The sequence below is a fragment of the Streptomyces gelaticus genome (assembly GCF_014649535.1).
GTDB lineage: Bacteria > Actinomycetota > Actinomycetes > Streptomycetales > Streptomycetaceae > Streptomyces > Streptomyces gelaticus.
This window is the reverse complement of sequence record NZ_BMTF01000013.1, coordinates 63280-81934: the sequence shown is the minus strand read 5'-3', so window position 1 is coordinate 81934 and position 18655 is coordinate 63280. Positions and strand designations below refer to the sequence as shown.

Below are 18655 nucleotides of genomic sequence, written 5' to 3'. Positions count from 1 at the left end.
CCGGGTGCGGTCGGGGTCACACGTTCGGGGGCGTTCCGTCGATGGGCCTGCCCAGCACGCCGGGGCGCAGCTGCCGGGGCAACGGCCCGCCCGGGGGCCGGTAGTCGACACCGAGAGCGTCAAGTCGGGCGTAGTGCGGGGTCATTCGGCGCTCGAAGTCCGCGAAGTCCCGCTCGGCGGAGGCGGGCAGCGGTGACCAGGCGACCTCCGCGAACGCCGCGAGGCGCGGGAAGACCTGGTAGTCGACGCGGGCCCGGTTCTGCATCACCTCGGTCCAGACATTGGCCTGGGTGCCCAGGATGTGACGGGCCGCTTCCTCGGAGAGGCCCGCCGGTACGGGTTCGAAGCGGTAGACGTCCTCCAGGGTGCGGACGAAGCCGATGGGCATCGGCTCGTCGGGTCCGCCGTCCTGACGGTGGTCCAGGTACACGTGCTGCTCCGGGCACATGACGACGTCGTGGCCGGCCCCCGCGGCGGCGATCCCTCCGCCGTAGCCGCGCCAGGAGGACACGGCGGCGCCCGTCGGAAGGCCGCCCTCCAGGATCTCGTCCCAGCCGATCAGCCGGCGTCCGCGCGCGGTGAGCCACGTGTCGAAGTGCCGGATGATCCAGGACTGGAGTTCGTCCTCGTCGGCCAGGCCGAGTTCGTCGATCCGGGTCTGGGCGAGCGGCGACTCCTTCCACTGGTCCTTGCGGCATTCGTCGCCGCCGATGTGGATGAACGGCGAGGTGGCGGCGGGGAAGAGGCCGAGCACTTCTTCGAGGACGCCTTCGAAGAAGCGCAGGGTGTTGTCAGTGGGGGCGAGTACGTTCGCGTTGATGCCCCAGGTGTCCCAGACGGAGAGGGTGGTGGTGTCGATGACGTCGGTGTTGCCCAGTTCGGGGTACGCGGCGATGGCGGCCTGCGAGTGGCCCGGGATGTCGATCTCCGGGACGACACGGATATGCCGCTCGGCGGCGTACGCGACGATCTCGCGGATGTCGTCCTGCGTGTAGTAGCCGCCGTGCGGGGTCTCGTCCCACAGTTCGGACGCCCGGTGGCCGTGCTTCGTACGGGACCGCCAGGAGCCGATCTCGGTGAGCCGCGGGTAGCGCTTGATCTCGATGCGCCAGCCCTGGTCGTCGGTGAGATGGAAGTGGAAGACGTTCAGCTTGTGCGCGGCGAGGAGGTCGAGGTAGCGCAGGACGTCGTCCTTGGCCATGAAGTGCCGCGCCACGTCGAGCATCATGCCGCGCCAGGCGAAGCGGGGGCTGTCCTCGATGTCCGCGCCGGGGATCGCGGGCCGCGCGCCGGGATCGACGGGCGCCCGGCGGAAGGCTTCGGGGCCCAGGAGCTGACGGAGGGTCTGCGCGCCCCAGAAGACCCCGGCAGGGCTGCCTCCGGTGATCTCGACGCTTCCGCCGGTCCCGGTGCTCAGCCGGTAGCCCTCCGGCTCCAGCGCCGGATCGATGCCCAGCCGAATGGTGTTCTCGGCCGGCACGGCATACGCGGCCTGCCCACCGCTCTCGGCCTGCCCACCGTTCACGGTCCGCCCACCGCTCTCGGTCTGCCCGCTGTCCCCGTGCTCCCCACCGTTCACGGCGCTCTCGCCGGTCCCGGCGGTCCCCGCGGCCGGCCGCGGGGCGAGCGGCAGGCCGTAGGCGGCGCCGAGCCTGGCACGCAGCCAGCGTTCGGTGTTCTCCGTGCCGGGGGCCGCCGTGATGGTGGTGGACGGGCCGAGCCGGAAGCCGGGCCGCCCCTCACCACCGACGCGCACGGGCGCCGGAATCAGGGCGGAGGCCGGGTCGGTCGCCGGGGTGGCGCTCAGGCCGGTGGTCGGGTCCGTGTCCATGTCCATGGCGTCAGTCCTTTACCGCTCCACCGAGTCCCGAGACCAGGCGGCGCTGTACGAGTACGAAGAAGACCAGCACGGGAATGGTCATCACCGTCGAGGCTGCCATGATCCCTCCCCAGTCGTTCTCATCGGGTTTGAAGAAGACCAGCAACGCCATGGGCAGCGTCGACCGGGAGGTGTCGCTGATGATGAACGACTTCGCGAACAGGAAGTCGTTCCAGGTCGAGATGAACGAGAAGACGCTGGTCGCCACGAGGCCGGGAAGGACCAGCGGGAAAAGGATCTGCCACAGGAAGCGGGTGCGGCTCGCCCCGTCGATGTACGCGGCCTCCTCCAGCGCCTCCGGGACGGCCTTGACGAAGCCGCGCAGCATCCAGATCGCGAACGGCAGCGAGAAGGCGAGGTGCGGCAGGATCAGCGAGCCGAGCGTGTTCAGCTGCCCGAAGTCCCGCATCAGGAAGAACAGCGGGATGGTCAGCGCCTCGACCGGCACCATCTGCGCGACCAGGAACATGATCAGCAGAGTGGTGCGGAAGCGGAATCTGAACCGGGTCACCGCCGTCGCCGCCAGGAAGGCGACCAGCGCGGAGGCGACGACGACCGTTCCGGCGACGAGCAGGCTGTTGAGGAAGTACCGCCCGAAGTCGTTCTGTTCGAAGACCCGGCGGAACGAGTCCAGGGACGGCGAGGCCGTCCACGGGCGGGGTTCGGTGGACTGGATCTCGCCTGCCGGTTTGAGGGCGGAGAGCACCATCCAATAGAGCGGGAAGGCGACCGCGGCGGCGATCAGCAGGGCCGCGGCCTCGGCGGCCGTCCGGCCGGGCCGGCGGATGCGCAGCATGGTCCGTGCGCTCACAGGTCCTCCCCCTGGCGCTGCACGAGGCGCAGATGGACGAGCGTGACGGCCAGCAGGATCACCAGCATCACGACGCCGATCGCCGAGCCGAGGCCGTACTCCGAGGACGCGAACGCCTTCTGGTAGGCGTACACGTTGAGCACCAGGTTCTGGCCGGCGATGCCGCCGCCGCTCGTCATGACGTAGATCTGGGTGAAGACCTTGAAGTCCCAGATGATCGACTGGATGGTGACGACGACGAGGATCGGCCGCAGCATCGGCGCCATGACCGACCGCCAGATCTGCCACTGCGAGGCACCGTCCAGCGCGGCCGCCTCCAGCACCTCGGTGGGGATCGCCCGGATGCCCGCGTACACCGTCACCATGACGAACGGGAACGAGCACCACAGGACTTCCAGGAGCACCAGCGCGAAGGCGCTGTAGCGCCCGTACGTCCAGGAGAAGTCGCCGAGCCCCAGCGCCCGGTTGACCGGGCCGAAGTCCGGGTCGAAGAGAAACACCCAGACGGTGGACCCGGTGATGGCCGGGGTCGCCCAGGCGCCGAGCGCGGCCAGCATCAGCACGAGCCTCGGCAGGGCCCGGACCCGGGTCAGCAGGACGGCGAGCGCGCAGCCGACGAGCAGGGTGGCCAGTACGCAGGCGGCGGCGAAGACCACGGTCGTCAGGAGTACCTGCCGGAACTGGCTGTCGCCGAAGAGCGCCGCGTAGTTCCCGAGGCCCTGGAAGGTGGTCGGTTCGCCCCCGCTGACCTGGGCCTGGGTGTACTCCAGGAAGGAGATCAGGCCGAGTTGGCAGATCGGGTAGACGAGCAGCCCGCCGAGGAGGACGAGTGCGGGCAGGAGGTAGAGCCAGGGGGTCCAGCCTGAGCGGCGCGCGGACGGGGCCGGGGGGCGACGCCGGGGCGGGCAGGCAAAGGTGCCGCCCGCCCGGGAGGCGCCGGGCGCTTTGTTCGTCGTACTGTTCGCGGTCATGGTCAGCCCGCGTCCGCGAACGCGGCGTCCATTTTCTTCGCCGCGTCGTCCGAGGCCGTGGCGACGTCCTTGCGGCCGCTGACGATCTCCTGGAACATCGTCGGCAGGATCAGCGAGGAGTCGATCCGTCCCCAGCCCGGTGAGGCCGGGACGGACTTCGCGCCCGCGCCGAGCGTCTTGACGAACGGCTCGACGAACGGCTCCTTCTTCGCGGCCGCGGCCCGCACGTCGGTGTACGTCGGCAGGAAGCCCATCGCGTCGAACATCTTCGCCTGCGTCTGCTTGCCGGCCAGCGACTTCATCAGGTCCACGGCAAGGGTGCGGTGCGAACTGCTCTTCAGTACGCCGATGTTGTTCCCGCCCGCGAACGCGGGGGCGACGGAGCCCTCGGCGACGCCGGGCAGCGGCACCACGGCGTACTTGCCCTTCACCGGACCCGCCTCCACGGCGGCGTGGCTGAAGTCGCCGCCGATCGCCATGGCGGCCTTGCCCGAGGCGAAGGCGGTGACGGTCGCGTTGCCGCCCATGGCCGCGCACTTGGCGGCCGGGCAGTTGTCGTCGCCGAAGAGCGAGGTGTAGGCCTCGATGCCCTTGCGGGCCTCGGCGCTGTTGACGGCCGCCTTGTACGTACCGCTGTTCTCGTCGGCGAGTTCGCCGCCGGCCGCCCAGATGAACGGCATCGCGCCGTAGGTGTACGCGCCGCCGACCGCCAGTCCGTACAGGTCCGGCTTCTTCTTGTGGATCTTCCTGGCGGTGGAGATCAGCTCGGCCTGGGTCTTGGGGGCGCCGATCCCCAGCTCCTCGAAGACGTCCGTGCGGTAGTACAGGGCCCGTACGCCGACGAAGAGCGGGGCTCCGTAGACCTTGCCGCCGACCGTCACGGACTGCTCGGCGGCCGGGTCGGTCTCCTCGGCCTCGTCCCAGGCGGCGAACTCGGCGCTCACATCGGCGAGTCCGCCGTCCCTGACGTATCCGGCGGTGTCGGTGTTGCCGTACTCGATGAGGTCCGGGGCGCTCTTCGGGTCGTTGAACGCCGCCTCGATGCGCTGCGCGCGGGTGTCGACCGGTATGTACTCGATCTCAACCTTTGCGCCCTTGTGGGCCTTCTCGAAGTCGGCGACCGCCGCGTCGACGACCTGCTCCTTGGGTTTGTTGCCGACCTCCTGGAACAGCCAGACCCGCAGCGTGCCGGTCTTCTCGTCCCTCTTGGCTCCGGTGTCGGAGGTCTGCGGCGCACAGCCGGTGGCGGTGAGACCCGCCAGCACAAGCGCCGCGGCCGGGGCGGCAATTCGGGCAGACAGCTTCATCCGGGATTCCCTACCGGTAGGCGTTGCAGCATACGCAACGTACGTTTCGTATTGCACAACTGGCAGGAGAGTAGATGCGCACACGGGCACCGACAAGTGGTCTCTACCACTCTGTGACCCGGTGAAGCAGCCCGTGCAACGCAAAGGGCCCCCGGGGCGCGCGTCGTACGCGCGCCCCGGGGGCCCGAAGCATGGGTCGCCGGACGGCTCCGGCCTGCTTCTCGCTACTTCTTGTCCTTGCCGCCCTTGCCCTTGTCCTTGTCGCCACCGGCGCCCATGGACTCGTAGATCTCCTTGCACATGGGACAGACCGGGTACTTCTTGGGGTCGCGCCCCGGTACCCAGACCTTTCCGCACAGTGCGACCACGGGGGTGCCCTCCAGGGCACTCGCCATGATCTTGTCCTTCTGGACGTAGTGGGCGTAGCGCTCGTGGTCGCCGTCGCCGTTCGACACCTGCGGCGTCGGCTCCACGAGGGTTCCGGTACCTGCCCCGCGCTCGGGCTCAAGAGTGCTCATAACCGCCAAGGGTACCGACAGCCCGGAGCTTTCAGTTCAGCGAAGGGTCGTCCGGATACGTGGCGATCATCGCCAGTTCGCTGCGCTGGCGGCGCAGGACCGCGCGCCAGAGGTGTTCCGGGCGCGGGGAGGAGACGTCCCCGGGTTCGGACTCGACCACGTACCAGGCACCCTCCGTCAGCTCGGCCTCCAGCTGGCCGGGGCCCCAGCCCGCGTACCCGGCGAAGATCCGCAGCGAGCCGAGCGCCGCGGCCAGCAGCTCCGGCGGCGCCTCCAGGTCCACCAGGCCGATCGCCCCGTACACCCGGCGCCAGCCGAGCGGCCCCTCGTCACCGGGGATGACGGCCACACCGAGCGCCGAGTCGAGCGAGACCGGGCCGCCCTGGAAGACGACGTCCGGTTCGCCGGCCAGGCCGGCCCAGGGCATGAGGATGTCGCGGACACCGACCGGGGTCGGGCGGTTCAGGACCACGCCGAGCGAGCCCTCCTCGTCGTGGTCGAGGAGCAGCACCACCGCGCGGTCGAAATTCGGGTCCGCGAGCGCGGGTGTGGCCACGAGCAGTCGCCCTGTGAGCGAGGACACCTCGGTCATGGCAGAAATGATCCCGCATCTTCGCTCCCCGCGGGGAGCGAGTGGGCCGCCCGGCCGCCGGACGGGCCGCAGCGCAGCTCAGGGCGCACGGGTGCACGGGGAGCGCGCATTGCGGAGGGCCATGCGGACGGTAACCCTCCGCAAGACCCGGGAAGCAGAGCGTGTTGTGGCGGATTCATGACGTTCGCGCACCCCCTGTTCTCTTACGGAATGGGGGCGGTGGGCCATTACTCTTTCGTTTGGCCCCCTGCCCGACCACTCCGGAACGCGAGATTCATGACCGGCACAGACGATGTCCTGCTTGTCCACGGCGGAACCCCGCTGGAGGGCGAGATCCGCGTCAGAGGCGCCAAGAACCTGGTGCCGAAGGCAATGGTCGCCGCGCTGCTCGGCAGCGGGCCCAGCCGGCTGCGCAATGTGCCCGACATCCGCGACGTGCGGGTGGTCCGGGGGCTGCTCCAGCTGCACGGTGTGACGGTCCGGCCCGGTGACGAGCCGGGCGAGCTGATCCTGGACCCGACCCATGTGGAGAGCGCGAACGTCGCCGACATCGATGCCCACGCGGGCTCGTCGCGCATCCCGATCCTCTTCTGCGGCCCGCTGCTGCACCGGCTCGGCCACGCGTTCATCCCGGGGCTCGGCGGCTGCGACATCGGCGGCCGGCCGATCGACTTCCACTTCGACGTGCTGCGGCAGTTCGGCGCGACGATCGAGAAGCGGGCGGACGGACAGTACCTGGAGGCCCCGCAGCGGCTGCGCGGCACCAAGATCCGGCTGCCGTACCCCTCGGTGGGCTCCACCGAGCAGGTGCTGCTGACGGCGGTGCTCGCCGAGGGCGTCACCGAGCTGTCCAACGCGGCCGTGGAGCCGGAGATCGAGGACCTCATCTGCGTACTGCAGAAGATGGGCGCGATCATCTCGATGGACACCGACCGGACGATCCGGATCACCGGTGTCGACCGGCTGGACGGCTATACGCACCGGGCGATCCCGGACCGCCTGGAGGCGGCCTCCTGGGCGTCCGCGGCGCTGGCCACCGAGGGCAACATCTATGTGCGGGGCGCGCAGCAGCGCTCGATGATGACGTTCCTCAACACCTTCCGCCGGGTCGGCGGCGCCTTCGAGATCGACGACGAGGGCATCCGCTTCTGGCACCCGGGCGGCGCGCTGAACGCCATCGCCCTGGAGACGGACGTGCACCCCGGCTTCCAGACCGACTGGCAGCAGCCGCTGGTGGTGGCCCTGACACAGGCCACGGGCCTGTCCATCGTCCACGAGACGGTGTACGAGTCCCGGCTCGGCTTCACCTCCGCGCTGAACCAGATGGGCGCGCACATCCAGCTCTACCGCGAGTGCCTGGGCGGCTCCGACTGCCGCTTCGGCCAGCGCAACTTCCTGCACTCGGCGGTCGTGTCCGGGCCGACGCGGCTGCAGGGCGCGGATCTGGTCATCCCGGACCTGCGCGGCGGTTTCTCGTATCTGATCGCCGCACTGGCGGCCCAGGGCACGTCGCGGGTGCACGGCATCGACCTGATCAACCGCGGCTACGAGAACTTCATGGAGAAGCTGGAGAAGCTGGGCGCGAAGGTGGAGCTGCCGGGCGGTTCGCTGGTCTGAGACCGGGCGCCGGACGGCTGCTGACGGGGGTTCGGGGCGCCGCCCCGGGCCCCCGTTCCTCGTTTCCGGGCCCCCGTTCCCCGTCGGCCCGGGTCCCGGTTCCTCCTTACCGGGCCGTAAAGGCCCAGAACGGGGCCTCTCGGGCCGGTACGCCGAAGGGCGGACACCCTGGTGGGGTGACCGCCCTTCGTCGCGCCTGTGGGGCTTACTTGCCCTTGGCGGCTTCCTTGAGCTTGGAGCCCGCGGAGACCTTCACGCTGTAGCCGGCCGGGATGTTGATCGGGTCGCCGGTCTGCGGGTTACGAGCGGTGCGAGCGGCACGGTGGGTGCGCTCGAAGGTCAGGAAGCCGGGGATGGTGACCTTCTCGTCGCCCTTGGCGACGATCTCACCGACGGTCTCGGCGAGCGCGGCCAGCACGGCGTCGGCGTCCTTGCGAGTCACCTCGGCGCGGTCGGCCAGGGCGGCCACCAGCTCACTGCGGTTCATGTTGTTACTCCCGTGTTCTTCTTGCCTGTGAGGCGTGAGATCGAAGCCGATGCTGCCAGGGCCCTCGGACAGTCCCCGGACCCGGGTCTGTCGTCAGACCCTCGCGCCCGATTACGCATCCTGCCCCCACCTGCGGCGGTAACGCCAATCCGGCACCCCTCCGGAGTCACACGAAGAGCGCCACTGCCTCGTCGTGGTGACGTTCCGTCGACTTCCCGAAAACGTTCCGCAGCGGATGCGGGCCTTGGCGGGACGCGCCGCCCGCCTACCCTAAAGGGGCGTTTGGGGCGCGGCGAACCGCGACGCGCCGTAGGCCGGACCGGCCCTGGGGTCTGCGGCCCGGACCGGGCCGGGTGCGCGAACCCGGGTCCGAAGCACGTGAGCCCAGCCACGACCGCCGGACGGCTGGTGCCGCGACCGGCAGGGTTTGCCCGTCAAGGAGCGGCGGCCGGTGCGTGTGATCGCAAGGCGGCCGGAAGCCCAGGTAGCCGCGCTACCTGGGCTTTTGACCAACGCCGCGAGCAATGGGGGCTCCCCTGCTCGAACGAGGCTGAGAGCTTGGGGAAGTGCCGGCCGCCGCGACGGGGTGAACCTTGCCGGTCGCGGCACTAGGCCTTCACGGCACCGGCGGCCGCCTTCGCGGCGTCCCGGACGGCACCGGCGACCGCGCCCGCGACCCGGTCGTTGAAAACCGACGGGATGATGTAGTTCGCGTTCAGCTCGTCCTCGGCGACCACGTCGGCGAGGGCGCGCGCCGCGGCGAGCATCATCTCGGTGTTGACGGTGCGGGACTGAGCGTCCAGCAGACCGCGGAAGACGCCCGGGAAGACCAGCACGTTGTTGATCTGGTTCGGGAAGTCGGAGCGTCCGGTGGCGACAACTGCCGCCGTCTGGCGCGCGATTGCCGGGTCCACCTCGGGGTCCGGGTTCGCGAGCGCGAACACGATCGCATCGTCGGCCATGGCGGCGACATCGGCGCCGTCCAGCACGTTCGGGGCGGAGACGCCGATGAAGACGTCGGCGCCCGCGACGGCCTGCTTGAGGGTGCCGGTGACGGACTCCGGGTTGGTGTTGTCGGCGATCCAGCGCAGCGGCGAGTCGGCGGCGGCGGAGACCAGGTCCTCGCGGCCGGCGTGCACCACACCGTGGATGTCGGCGACGACGGCGTGCTTGACGCCCGCGGCGATGAGGAGCTTCAGGATGGCCGTACCGGCCGCTCCGGCGCCGGACATGACGACCCGCACGTCCCCGATTCCCTTGCCCACCACGCGCAGTGCGTTGGTCAGCGCGGCCAGCACGACGATCGCGGTGCCGTGCTGGTCGTCGTGGAAGACCGGGATGTCCAGGGCCTCGCGCAGCCGTGCCTCGATCTCGAAGCAGCGGGGTGCGGAGATGTCCTCCAGGTTGATGCCCGCGAAGCCGGGGGCGATCGCCTTCACGATCTCGACGATGGCGTCGCTGTCCTGGGTGTCCAGGCAGATCGGCCAGGCGTCGATATCGGCGAACCGCTTGAAGAGGGCCGCCTTGCCCTCCATGACCGGCATGGCCGCCATCGGGCCGATGTTGCCGAGGCCGAGCACGGCGGAGCCGTCCGTCACGACCGCAACGGTGTTGCGCTTGATGGTGAGGCGGCGGGCGTCCTCGGGGTTCTCGGCGATGGCCATGCAGACCCGGGCCACGCCGGGGGTGTAGATCATCGAGAGGTCGTCACGGTTGCGGATGGGGTGCTTGGACGCCATCTCGATCTTGCCGCCGAGGTGCATCAGGAACGTACGGTCGGAGACCTTGCCCAGGACGACGCCCTCGATGTCGCGCAGGCCCTCGACGATCTCGTCGGCGTGCGAGGTGGAGGTGGCCGCGATGGTGACGTCGATCCGCAGCTTCTCGTGACCGGAGGCGGTCACGTCGAGGCCGGTGACCGATCCGCCGGAGGACTCCACGGCCGTGGTGAGCTGGGAGACCGCTGTGCCGCTCGCGGGCACCTCCAGCCTGACCGTCATCGAGTACGAGACGCTGGGCGCCGTTGCCATGGCCGAGTCCTTCGCTTTCCTTAGCTTCATTGCCGCGCGACCGGGGCGCTCGCCTCGGACACGCCTCCCGATCGTCGCACCTACCGGCCGGTAGCCGGTAATGACTGCCACATTTCGGAAAGCACTTTCCACCATACGAGATATGGCCGCTTCGGCGGAACCCCCAGCCGGTCCCGGACACATCAGGTCCCGGCCATGTACGTGAGATGGAGCACCTTCTGCGCGGGAGCGGACTGCGCGAACAGGACGCGGAAGCCGACTCCGACTCCGACTCCGACTCCGACTCCGACTCCGCAAACAAGAACAGACCCGTGCCACCTGGAGGTGACGCGGGTCTGTCTTCTTGGTCGAACGGCACCGACCCGCCATGCTCGCCTCGCGGCAAGTGGTCGCTCGTAGCGACGAAGGTTGGGCCCGGGGGCTTGGATCGAGCCGGTGCCGACACCAGGCTAACAAAGACCCCGAAGAAGTGATTCCCGGAAGCACAGGTTGACCCGAAAACGGTCCGCCCCGCGGTCCTCGCCGCTTCCGCCGGTGCCGCCTCAGTCCCTCAACAGGTCCGGGACACCGCCCTCGTCGGGCAGATCCCGCTCCCCCGAGACCACCGTGAGCTGCTGCGTCGCACGCGTCAACGCCACGTACAGCACCCGCAGGCCGGCCGGGGACTCGTCGGCGATCTCCGCGGGCGAGACGACCACCGTGGCGTCGTACTCCAGGCCCTTCGCCTCCAGGCTGCCCAGCGCCACCACCCGTTCGCCGAGCTCCGCGAGCCACTCGCGGGCCTGTGCCCGGCGGTTCATGGCGACGACCACGCCCACCGTGCCGTCGACCTCGGCGAGCAGCCGACGCGCCTCCTCGCGCACCGAAGCGGCCAGATCGCCGTCCCGCACGGTCTCGAAGCGCGGCTTGACCCCCGTGGAGCGGACCGCGGACGGCGACTCCATTCCGGGCATCGCCAGCGTCAGGACCTTCGCGGCCAGCTCGGCGATCTCCGCCGGGTTGCGGTAGTTGACCGTGAGGGTGAAGCGGCGGCGCGGGCGGCTGCCGAGCGCCTCGTCGCGCGCGCGGGCGGCCTCGTCCGGATCGGACCAGGAGGACTGCGCCGGGTCCCCGACGATCGTCCAGGTGGCGTGCCTGCCGCGGCGGCCGACCATCCGCCACTGCATGGGAGTGAGGTCCTGCGCCTCGTCGACGATGACGTGAGCGTACTCCGTGCGCTCCGCGGCCAGCCGTTCGGCGCGCTCGCGCTGGGTCTCCTCGCGCTGCGGCATCAGCTCCTCCAGACCGGTGAGCTGGTCCAGCGGGTCGAACTCGCGCTTCTTCTTCGGCCGGTGCGGCGTGCCGAGCAGCGTCTGGAGCTCGTCGAGGACGGCCACGTCGTGCACGGACAGCGGCCCGTTCCCCTCGCGGTCGAGCCGCTTCAGGGAGCGGGCGAGGCGGCGCACCTCGCCCTGGTTGAGGACCCGGCGGGCCCAGCGGCCGAGCCGCTTCTCGTCGGCCATCGCGGCGAGCACCCCGCGCGGGGTGAGCTCGGGCCACCAGGCGTTCAGGAAGTCGAGGAAGACCGTCTCGGTGGAGACGTCCTCGTCGAAGGAGGAGCGCAGTTCGGCGGCGAGTTCGGGGTCGGTGTAGCGGCCCCGGCCCGAGGACTTGTTCCACAGGGCGTCCAGGAGCATTCTGCGGGCGCGCGGGCGCAGCAGGTTGACCGGGGCGGTGCCGCCGAGGACGGACTGCCGGATGCGGTGCAGCTCGTCGGCGTTCAGCTCGACACGGGCGCCGAAGGCGACGACCCGCAACCGGGTCGGGGTGGCCGGGGCTCCTTCCCCGCTGCCCGCGGTTTCGTCCGCTTCGTCGCCGAAGGACAGCTGGCCGTCCGGGTCCGCCGTCCTGCGGGCGGTGCCGGGCTGTTCCAGCGCCCCGCGGGAGGCCTTGCGCAGCACCTGGAGCATCCGTGAGGAGCCCTTGATCCGGGCGACGGCGGGCTCGTCGTAGGTGGTGGCGCCCTCGACGCCGGCCGCCTCGTCGGAGAGCGAGCCGACGGCGCGGATCGCGACCTGCCCCTCCTCGCCCAGCGAGGGCAGCACGCCTTCGGTGTACGCGACCAGGAGCGGGGTCGGCGAGACGACGAGGATGCCGCCCGCGTAACGCCGCCGGTCCTGGTAGAGGAGGTACGCGGCACGGTGCAGGGCGACGGCCGTCTTGCCGGTGCCGGGGCCGCCGGAGACCTCGGTCACGGAGGCGGCGGGGGCCCGGATCACCAGGTCCTGTTCGGCCTGGATGGAGGAGACGATGTCCCGCATGGTGTGGCTGCGGGCCTGGCCGAGCGCCGCCATCAGGGCGCCGTCGCCGATGACGGGCAGCTTGTCGCCGCCCAGGTACGCCGTCAGCTCGGGGCGCATCAGGTCGTCCTCGACGCCGAGGACCCGGCGGCCCTTGGAGCGGATGACCCGGCGGCGTACGACCCTGCCGGGGTCCTTCGGCGTCGACCGGTAGAAGGGTGCGGCGGCCGGGGCGCGCCAGTCGATGACCAGCGGCGCGTAGTCGGAGTCGAGGACCCCGATCCGGCCGATGTGCAGCGTCTCCGCGATATCGGCCGAGCTGTCGCCGCGTACCGCGTCGTCGGCGGGTTCGACGGAGGTGTACGCGCCGTCCGGACCGCGTTCGCCGTCCTTGCCGAGCAGCAGGTCGATCCGTCCGAAGAGGAAGTCCTCGAACTCGCTGTTCAGCCGGTTGAGGTGGATTCCGGCCCGGAACACCTGGGCGTCGCGCTCGGCGAGCGCTCCCGGGGTACCGACCTGGCCGCGCTTGACGGCGTCGTCCATGAGAAATTCCGCCTCGTGGATCTTCTCCTCAAGGCGGTGGTACACACGGTCGAGATGTTCCTGCTCGACACCGATTTCCCGGTCCCGCAACGAATCGACAGCGGCATCCTGCGCGGCCACCGAGGCCCCCTTCTGACGTGCATTGGGCAGCCGTCAACCCTATGCGAAGGGGGACCCGCCGCGCATCCGCCACGCATATCGAAATGGTCCGCCGCCGGTCTCGGTCAGGCATCGACCTCGACCAGGCGCCGGCCCTCGGACGTACGGACCTCGAAGTGGTCGATGTCGCCCCGGTCCATGGCCGTGCCGCCCTGGACGCGGAGCGGATGGTTCGCGCCCGGGTACGGGGAGTCCTCGATGCCGTATCCCCGCTCCGGTACGGACCAGGAGGTGACGACTTCCTCCTCGCCGGTCTTCGACACCGCGATCAGGGTGCATTTCTGCGGACCCGTGACGTTTCCGAGCTCCAGCACGGTGCTGGTGCCCCAGGGTTTTCTCGCCATGCCGATCGTGGCCTCGACCTCGGTGAGGGGGTCGGTGGCCCGCACTTCTTCCGGCATGCGGTCGGGGAGGGCGTCCTCGGTGGAGCCGGTGGGGTACGGGCCGGCCGCCCGCGGCGGCGGGCCGTCGCCGCCGCTCGCCATGACCGCGAACACCGGGCCGCCGACGATCAGCGCCACTGCCGCCGCCACCAAATACCCGGCCCGGCGTCGGCGCCGGGCCCGCCCGGCCGCCACCTCGTCGACCAGCCGCGCCAGCACGCGGGGGCCGGGCTGGCCCGGTACGTGCGGGACCAGGCGGGCGGCAGGCACGGCGGCCGGGGGTCGGGCGAGCGTCGCGAGCACGGGTTCCAGACCGGCGAGCTCGTCGAGCCGGGCCGCGCACAGCTCGCACTCGGCCAGGTGTGCCTCGAAGCCGGCGGCCTCGGCGTCGTCGAGAACACCGAGGAGGTACGCACCGGCGGCGTCGTGCCCGGAGAGGTCGTCGGCGCGGTGGAGGCTGCGGGGACGGTTCGAGCGGTGGGGACTGCGGGGCTGACGGGGTTCGCCGGGGCTGCGGGGGCGATCAGGGTCGCTGAGGCTGCCGGGGCCTGAGGGGCTGGTCGGCCTGAGGCCGAAGGGCTCCCACTCGTGGTCGTCGTTCATGCCGTGATCCCCCTCTCCTCCAGGGCGAGTTTCATCGAACGCAGTGCGTAGAAGACCCGGGATCGCACCGTCCCGCTCGGTATGCCCAGCACATCGGCCGCCTCGCCGACCGTACGGCCCTTGAAGTACGTCTCGACCAGGGCTTCCCGGTGCGCGGGGGTCAGTTCGTCGAGCGCGTCGGAGAGCGTCATCAGCCACAGCGCCCTGTCCATCTCGTCCTCCGCGGGCATGGCCTCCAGCGGTGTCGGGTCGACCTCGGGCGGCCGGGCCCGCCGACTGCGGTGGCCGTCGATGACGATGCGCCGGGCGACCGTCACCAGCCAGGGGCGGACCGATCCGGTGGCGCCGCCCAGCCGCCCGGCGTTCTTCCAGGCGCGGATGAGCGTCTCCTGCACCACGTCCTCGGCACGCTGCCGGTCGCCGGCGACCAGGCGGAGCACGTACGCGAACAGCGGCCCGGCATGTTCGCGGTACAGCGCCCGCATCAACTCCTCGTCCGGGGCGCCGGAGGCCTCCGGTGAGAGCGCCGGGGACGTGGACGCCGACGGGGGCGGCTCGCCGCGATGCCGAGCTCTGTGCGGACGGTCATCGGCCACGGCCGCATCCTTGCGCACCGGCACCTCCCGGTCGGCCCTGTGGAGCTCCTCGGTCATCGAATACGCGGGCGAACCGCGTTCCGTTCAACGGCCCGAGGATTCTTCACGACGCGGTCGCGTCCGGGTTCTGCGCGACGGGCCGCGTCCGGGCCCCGCGCGACGCGGTCGCGTCCGGCACCGGAACAGCGGCCGTCACCGGGACCGCCGCCGCCCGGCGCCGGTGTCTGGCCACCCGCTCGCGGTTCCCGCACACCTCACTGGAGCACCAGCGCCGCCGATGTCCGCGCGAGGTGTCCAGGTAGAAGCGGCGGCAGCTGTCGGCCTCGCAGCGGCGCAGTCCGGCGCGCGCCACGGGGTCGGTGAGCAGTTCCACGGCATCCCTGGCGACGGCGGCCAGCAGCGCCCCGCACTCGGCATCGGCGCTCAGTGTCCGTACCAGCTTGCCGCCCCTGCCGCGCACGGCCCGCAGCCCCGGTGGCGCCTCGGCGGCGAGTTCGTTGACCCGGTCCAGGGCGCTCCCGGCGCCGCGGCCGCCGAGCTCGGCCGTGAGCAGCCGGTCGACACCGGCCCTCAACTGCCGGAAACGCGCGACCCAGGTCTCGTCCACGGCGTCGAGGCGGGTGCCGCTCGGTACGAGTCCGGTGGCGACCAGCCAGTCGGCGAGCCGCTCGGCACCTTCGAGCAGTTCGCATGCGCCGGTGGTCCCGATCCCTGTCGCCACCAGGTCGAGGCAGGGCCGGCCGGAGTCGAACCGCCAGTCGCACGAGCTCTTGCCGACTGCCATGCGCATGTCACCGCCTCGGGGTCACCGGTGGGGCCTCCCCCAGGGTGCCCCTCACGGGGCCGGCCCGGAACCCCTGCCGCCTCACGGGTCGTCGGACGCCGGGCCGTACGGTGTCCGGATGGACGATGCCCTCGGTACCACCGCCCTTTCGGCCGGCCCGCTGCTGCTCCGGCCGTGGCGGGCCGAGGACGCCCCTGCACTGATCGAGGCGTACCGCGATCCCGGGATGCGCGCCATGCTGCGGACGCAGGTCACGAACGAGGCGGCGGCGGAGCGGTGGCTGCGGGTGCAGCAGGAAGGCCGGGAGTCCGGCAGCCGCTTCAGTTTCGCGGTGGTGGACCGCGATCGCGACGGTGAACTGGTCGGCAACGTCGCGCTCAAGTACCCCGTACCGGGCTCCGGCAGCGCGGAGGTCGGCTACTGGACGGCAGCGCCCGCCCGTGGCCGCGGGGTCGCGCCACTGGCGCTCGGGGCACTCGGCGACTGGGCGTTCGAGGCATTCGCCGAGGACGGGCTGACGCGGCTGGAGCTGCTGCACCGGATGGACAACGAGGCGTCTTGCCGGGTCGCGGAGAAGAGCGGATACGGCTTGGTGGAGGTCCTTCCGGCGCGGCCGCCGCGGCCACGGGACCACCGGCATGTACGGCTGCGCTCCGGGGATGTACGGCGCACCGGGAATGTCGGGCCGTAGCCCGCCGCGGCCGTTCAGCCGGTCGGCAGGCCGTTCGTTCAGCCTGTCGGCGCACCGGGGGTCTCGGGCCGTGGCCGCCCACCCGGCCCGGTCGTTCAGCCCGTCGGCGGGTTGTCGTGCAGGATCCGCTGGAACAGTCGGTGGTCGCGCCACTCGCCGTTGATGTGGAGGTAGCGCGGGGCCGTCCCGTACTGCTCGAAGCCGCACTTGGCGAGCACCCGCTGCGAGGCGAAGTTGTCCGTCACCGTCCCCGCCTCGATCCGGTGCAGCCCCAGCCCGTCCCTGGCCACCTCGCAGATCCGCTGCACGGCGGCCGTGGCCAGGCCGCGGCCCGCGTACTCGACGTCGACCCAGTAGCCGAGCGTGGCACTGCGGAACGGCCCGAGCACGATGGCGTTCAGGTTGAACCCGCCGATCGCGCGGTCGTCCTCGTCGGCGAGCACCCAGGGCATCCCCTGCCCCGCGTCCCGGGCCGCGAACAGCCCGGCCAGCCGCTCCTGCTGCCCCTGCTCGGTGTAGAAGAAATCGGGCCGCACGGGCTCCCAGGGCTGCATGTACACACGGCTGCGGGTCAGCGCGACCGCGAGGGAGGCGGCGTCGGCCGGGGCGGCCGGCCGGAGCCGTACCTCCGCGTCGAGCCGGTGGATTTCACGGGTCATCCCGGCACGCTATCCCGGCGCCGGTCCGGCCCACGCGCCTGCCCCGCGCCCCCTCACTGCGCCTGGTGCTCCTCCTTCGCCAGGGCCACCAGCCGGTCGAAGGTGCGGATCAGCTCCGCGCGTCTGTCCTCCTTGTACCCCTGCTTGGGCGCCAGTCCGTCGATGGTCCGCTCCCACACGTCCATGAACGTCTTCTTCCAGCCCTCGACCACCGCCACCTCCGGCACGCTCGCGCCGACGTGGTTCTGCTCCGCGATCAGGCACAGCAGCTCGATGTTGCACGGCACGGCGACGCCGTCGTACTCGTCGGGCTCCAGGCCGACCGGGTCGCCGGCCATCGCCTCCTCGATCTCCGAGACGAGCCGTCCCGTGACGCCCGACAGATGGTCCGCAGCCGTGTCACTGTCGAAATTCCCGCTGCCCCAGGTACCCACGGGGCCCCCTTCCGCTGGTCTCTCCTGCCTGTTCCCGTTCTACCAAGGCGCACTGACAGCGGGGCACCGGCAACAGGACCACCAGCGGGACCACCGGCAAGATCACCAGCGAGCTCCGGCGTTCCCAGCCGTCCTCACGGTCGTTTCCCCGCCCGTTGCGTCACCCGCCGTCCGGCGGCCACGATCCTGCCCCGGCGACGGCGCGGCGGGATGCGCTCCGGCGGGACGGTATACGCACGGTCAACCGGGCTTCCGCATCATCAGCTCCGCGTCCGGACCGGGGAGCCAGCTGCCGCCCGGACGCGCCATCCAGCCCTCCTCCGCACCCAGTCGATCCGCAGCCCGGCGCAGGGCGTCGAGGCCGGGATGACGCAGCCCCTTGCGCCAGACCAGGACGAGCGGCGAGAGCGGCACAGGCCGTACCAGCGGACGCACCACGGTGCCCGGCATCGGAGGGAAGTCGACCACGGCGAGCACCGGGTTCCGGGTCTTGGCCATGACCCGCTGGAATTCCGCCACGCCTATCGCGAGCGGGGCGGGCGGAGCCAGTTGGATGCCCCAGTCGGCGAAGAGCAGCCGGGCGAAGTCCGTCCACTCCTCCGTACGCGGATTCCCGGCGCCCGCGTAGACGGTCTCCCCGGCCAGGTCGTCGAGCGCGACGGTCTCGCGCGCGGCGAGCGGGTGGTCCTCGGGGAGCAGCACGGCCATCGGCTCGTACCGCACCGGCTGCATGCCCAGCCGTGCCCGTACCGCGGGGTCGAGTCCGGCGGCGCGGCCGAAGGAGACATCGAGCCGCCCGGCGAGGATCTCGTCCGCCGCCCAGGTCAGGCCGCTCTCGAAGCGCGCCATGAGCTCGCAGGCCGGGGCCAGCTCACGTGCGCGGGCGAGCACCCGGGCGGCCGCCATGCCGTCGGTATTGAGGTCGACGAGGAGTGGCCGGGCCGCGGGGTCGGCGAAGGCCGCGGCGAGCTCGGCGTGCGCGTCCAGCACCCGTCGCGCGTACGGCAGCAGCCGCTCGCCGTCGGCGGTGAGAGCGACCTGCCGGGTGGTCCGTACGAACAGCGCCGTCCCCAGCTCGCACTCCAGCCGGCGGATGTCGCGGCTCAGTGCCTGCTGGGCGATGTACAGCCGGGCGGCGGCGCGGGTGAAGTGCAGTTCCTCGGCGACCACGACGAAGGCGCGGAGCAGCCGGGGGTCGGTGTGGATACCGGCGGTGTGCATCTGGGTGCCAGGATCGGCGGCGGAGGAGGCCACACCAGAATTTACAACACAGATGCGTCAATCGGTGCGAAGAAGGTGTTGGACCCCGGAC

General features: G+C 71.2%; 17 protein-coding genes. 2 read left to right on the top strand and 15 right to left on the bottom strand.

What is annotated here, in order from left to right; genetic code table 11:
* Positions 1-16 precede the first annotated feature (16 nt).
* The 6 genes from IE107_RS19715 to IE107_RS19690 all read right to left on the bottom strand — a co-directional run bounded on the left by IE107_RS19715 (position 17) and on the right by IE107_RS19690 (position 6078).
* Positions 17-1831, bottom strand: a complete 1815-nt coding sequence (locus IE107_RS19715; RefSeq protein WP_189545238.1) for a beta-N-acetylhexosaminidase — start codon at positions 1829-1831, stop codon at positions 17-19.
* Between the two features lie 10 nt (positions 1832-1841).
* Positions 1842-2675 carry a carbohydrate ABC transporter permease gene (locus tag IE107_RS19710; protein WP_373302467.1) on the bottom strand — a complete coding sequence of 278 codons (834 nt, stop codon included), beginning with the start codon at positions 2673-2675 and terminating at the stop codon, positions 1842-1844.
* An 11-nt stretch (positions 2676-2686) separates the two neighbouring features.
* Positions 2687-3661: a carbohydrate ABC transporter permease gene (locus tag IE107_RS19705; RefSeq protein WP_189545128.1), complete on the bottom strand. Its 975-nt coding sequence runs from the start codon at positions 3659-3661 to the stop codon at positions 2687-2689.
* A 2-nt stretch (positions 3662-3663) separates the two neighbouring features.
* A complete protein-coding gene (locus tag IE107_RS19700) occupies positions 3664-4968 on the bottom strand; it encodes an extracellular solute-binding protein (RefSeq protein ID WP_189545127.1) in 1305 nt (434 codons plus the stop codon).
* 224 nt (positions 4969-5192) lie between these two features.
* On the bottom strand, positions 5193-5486 hold the full coding sequence (locus tag IE107_RS19695; protein ID WP_072484142.1) for a DUF3039 domain-containing protein: 294 nt from the start codon (positions 5484-5486) through the stop codon (positions 5193-5195).
* A 31-nt stretch (positions 5487-5517) separates the two neighbouring features.
* Positions 5518-6078, bottom strand: a complete 561-nt coding sequence (locus IE107_RS19690) for a YqgE/AlgH family protein (protein WP_072484143.1) — start codon at positions 6076-6078, stop codon at positions 5518-5520.
* A gap of 276 nt (positions 6079-6354) precedes the next feature.
* On the opposite strand from IE107_RS19690, the gene murA reads away from it, so the two are divergent.
* A complete protein-coding gene (gene murA / locus IE107_RS19685; RefSeq protein ID WP_189545126.1) occupies positions 6355-7695 on the top strand; it encodes a UDP-N-acetylglucosamine 1-carboxyvinyltransferase in 1341 nt (446 codons plus the stop codon).
* Between the two features lie 205 nt (positions 7696-7900).
* On the opposite strand, the gene IE107_RS19680 is transcribed toward murA, so the two are convergent.
* The 6 genes from IE107_RS19680 to IE107_RS19655 form a co-directional block, all read right to left on the bottom strand.
* Positions 7901-8182, bottom strand: coding sequence for an HU family DNA-binding protein (locus IE107_RS19680; protein ID WP_003968811.1), 282 nt, complete (start codon positions 8180-8182; stop codon positions 7901-7903).
* 608 nt (positions 8183-8790) lie between these two features.
* Positions 8791-10212 carry an NAD-dependent malic enzyme gene (locus IE107_RS19675; RefSeq protein ID WP_189545125.1) on the bottom strand — a complete coding sequence of 474 codons (1422 nt, stop codon included), beginning with the start codon at positions 10210-10212 and terminating at the stop codon, positions 8791-8793.
* Between the two features lie 542 nt (positions 10213-10754).
* Positions 10755-13154 carry a HelD family protein gene (locus tag IE107_RS19670; RefSeq protein WP_189545124.1) on the bottom strand — a complete coding sequence of 800 codons (2400 nt, stop codon included), beginning with the start codon at positions 13152-13154 and terminating at the stop codon, positions 10755-10757.
* 104 nt (positions 13155-13258) lie between these two features.
* A complete protein-coding gene (locus IE107_RS19665) occupies positions 13259-14179 on the bottom strand; it encodes a zf-HC2 domain-containing protein (protein WP_189545123.1) in 921 nt (306 codons plus the stop codon).
* A complete protein-coding gene (locus tag IE107_RS19660; protein WP_189545237.1) occupies positions 14176-14799 on the bottom strand; it encodes a sigma-70 family RNA polymerase sigma factor in 624 nt (207 codons plus the stop codon). The genes IE107_RS19665 and IE107_RS19660 overlap by 4 nt, the downstream gene beginning before the upstream one ends.
* Before the next feature lie 79 nt (positions 14800-14878).
* Positions 14879-15559: a CGNR zinc finger domain-containing protein gene (locus IE107_RS19655; protein WP_189545236.1), complete on the bottom strand. Its 681-nt coding sequence runs from the start codon at positions 15557-15559 to the stop codon at positions 14879-14881.
* A 118-nt stretch (positions 15560-15677) separates the two neighbouring features.
* Between IE107_RS19655 and IE107_RS19650 the strand changes: the two genes are divergently transcribed.
* A complete protein-coding gene (locus IE107_RS19650; RefSeq protein ID WP_189545122.1) occupies positions 15678-16250 on the top strand; it encodes a GNAT family N-acetyltransferase in 573 nt (190 codons plus the stop codon).
* A gap of 95 nt (positions 16251-16345) precedes the next feature.
* On the opposite strand, the gene IE107_RS19645 is transcribed toward IE107_RS19650, so the two are convergent.
* The 3 genes from IE107_RS19645 to IE107_RS19635 all read right to left on the bottom strand — a co-directional run bounded on the left by IE107_RS19645 (position 16346) and on the right by IE107_RS19635 (position 18564).
* Positions 16346-16909, bottom strand: coding sequence for a GNAT family N-acetyltransferase (locus tag IE107_RS19645; RefSeq protein WP_189545121.1), 564 nt, complete (start codon positions 16907-16909; stop codon positions 16346-16348).
* A 53-nt stretch (positions 16910-16962) separates the two neighbouring features.
* Positions 16963-17343: a DUF4259 domain-containing protein gene (locus IE107_RS19640; protein ID WP_189545120.1), complete on the bottom strand. Its 381-nt coding sequence runs from the start codon at positions 17341-17343 to the stop codon at positions 16963-16965.
* A 240-nt stretch (positions 17344-17583) separates the two neighbouring features.
* Positions 17584-18564: a LysR family transcriptional regulator gene (locus IE107_RS19635; protein WP_189545235.1), complete on the bottom strand. Its 981-nt coding sequence runs from the start codon at positions 18562-18564 to the stop codon at positions 17584-17586.
* Positions 18565-18655: the final 91 nt, after the last annotated feature.

Coding starts and splice junctions, on each gene's coding strand:
- IE107_RS19715 (WP_189545238.1), bottom strand. CDS start 1,831: ATGGACACGGACCCGACCACCGGCCTGAGCGCCACCCCGGCGACCGAC.
- IE107_RS19710 (WP_373302467.1), bottom strand. CDS start 2,675: ATGCTGCGCATCCGCCGGCCCGGCCGGACGGCCGCCGAGGCCGCGGCC.
- IE107_RS19705 (WP_189545128.1), bottom strand. CDS start 3,661: ATGACCGCGAACAGTACGACGAACAAAGCGCCCGGCGCCTCCCGGGCG.
- IE107_RS19700 (WP_189545127.1), bottom strand. CDS start 4,968: ATGAAGCTGTCTGCCCGAATTGCCGCCCCGGCCGCGGCGCTTGTGCTG.
- IE107_RS19695 (WP_072484142.1), bottom strand. CDS start 5,486: ATGAGCACTCTTGAGCCCGAGCGCGGGGCAGGTACCGGAACCCTCGTG.
- IE107_RS19690 (WP_072484143.1), bottom strand. CDS start 6,078: ATGACCGAGGTGTCCTCGCTCACAGGGCGACTGCTCGTGGCCACACCC.
- murA (WP_189545126.1), top strand. CDS start 6,355: ATGACCGGCACAGACGATGTCCTGCTTGTCCACGGCGGAACCCCGCTG.
- IE107_RS19680 (WP_003968811.1), bottom strand. CDS start 8,182: ATGAACCGCAGTGAGCTGGTGGCCGCCCTGGCCGACCGCGCCGAGGTG.
- IE107_RS19675 (WP_189545125.1), bottom strand. CDS start 10,212: ATGGCAACGGCGCCCAGCGTCTCGTACTCGATGACGGTCAGGCTGGAG.
- IE107_RS19665 (WP_189545123.1), bottom strand. CDS start 14,179: ATGAACGACGACCACGAGTGGGAGCCCTTCGGCCTCAGGCCGACCAGC.
- IE107_RS19655 (WP_189545236.1), bottom strand. CDS start 15,559: ATGGCAGTCGGCAAGAGCTCGTGCGACTGGCGGTTCGACTCCGGCCGG.
- IE107_RS19650 (WP_189545122.1), top strand. CDS start 15,678: ATGGACGATGCCCTCGGTACCACCGCCCTTTCGGCCGGCCCGCTGCTG.
- IE107_RS19645 (WP_189545121.1), bottom strand. CDS start 16,909: ATGACCCGTGAAATCCACCGGCTCGACGCGGAGGTACGGCTCCGGCCG.
- IE107_RS19635 (WP_189545235.1), bottom strand. CDS start 18,564: ATGCACACCGCCGGTATCCACACCGACCCCCGGCTGCTCCGCGCCTTC.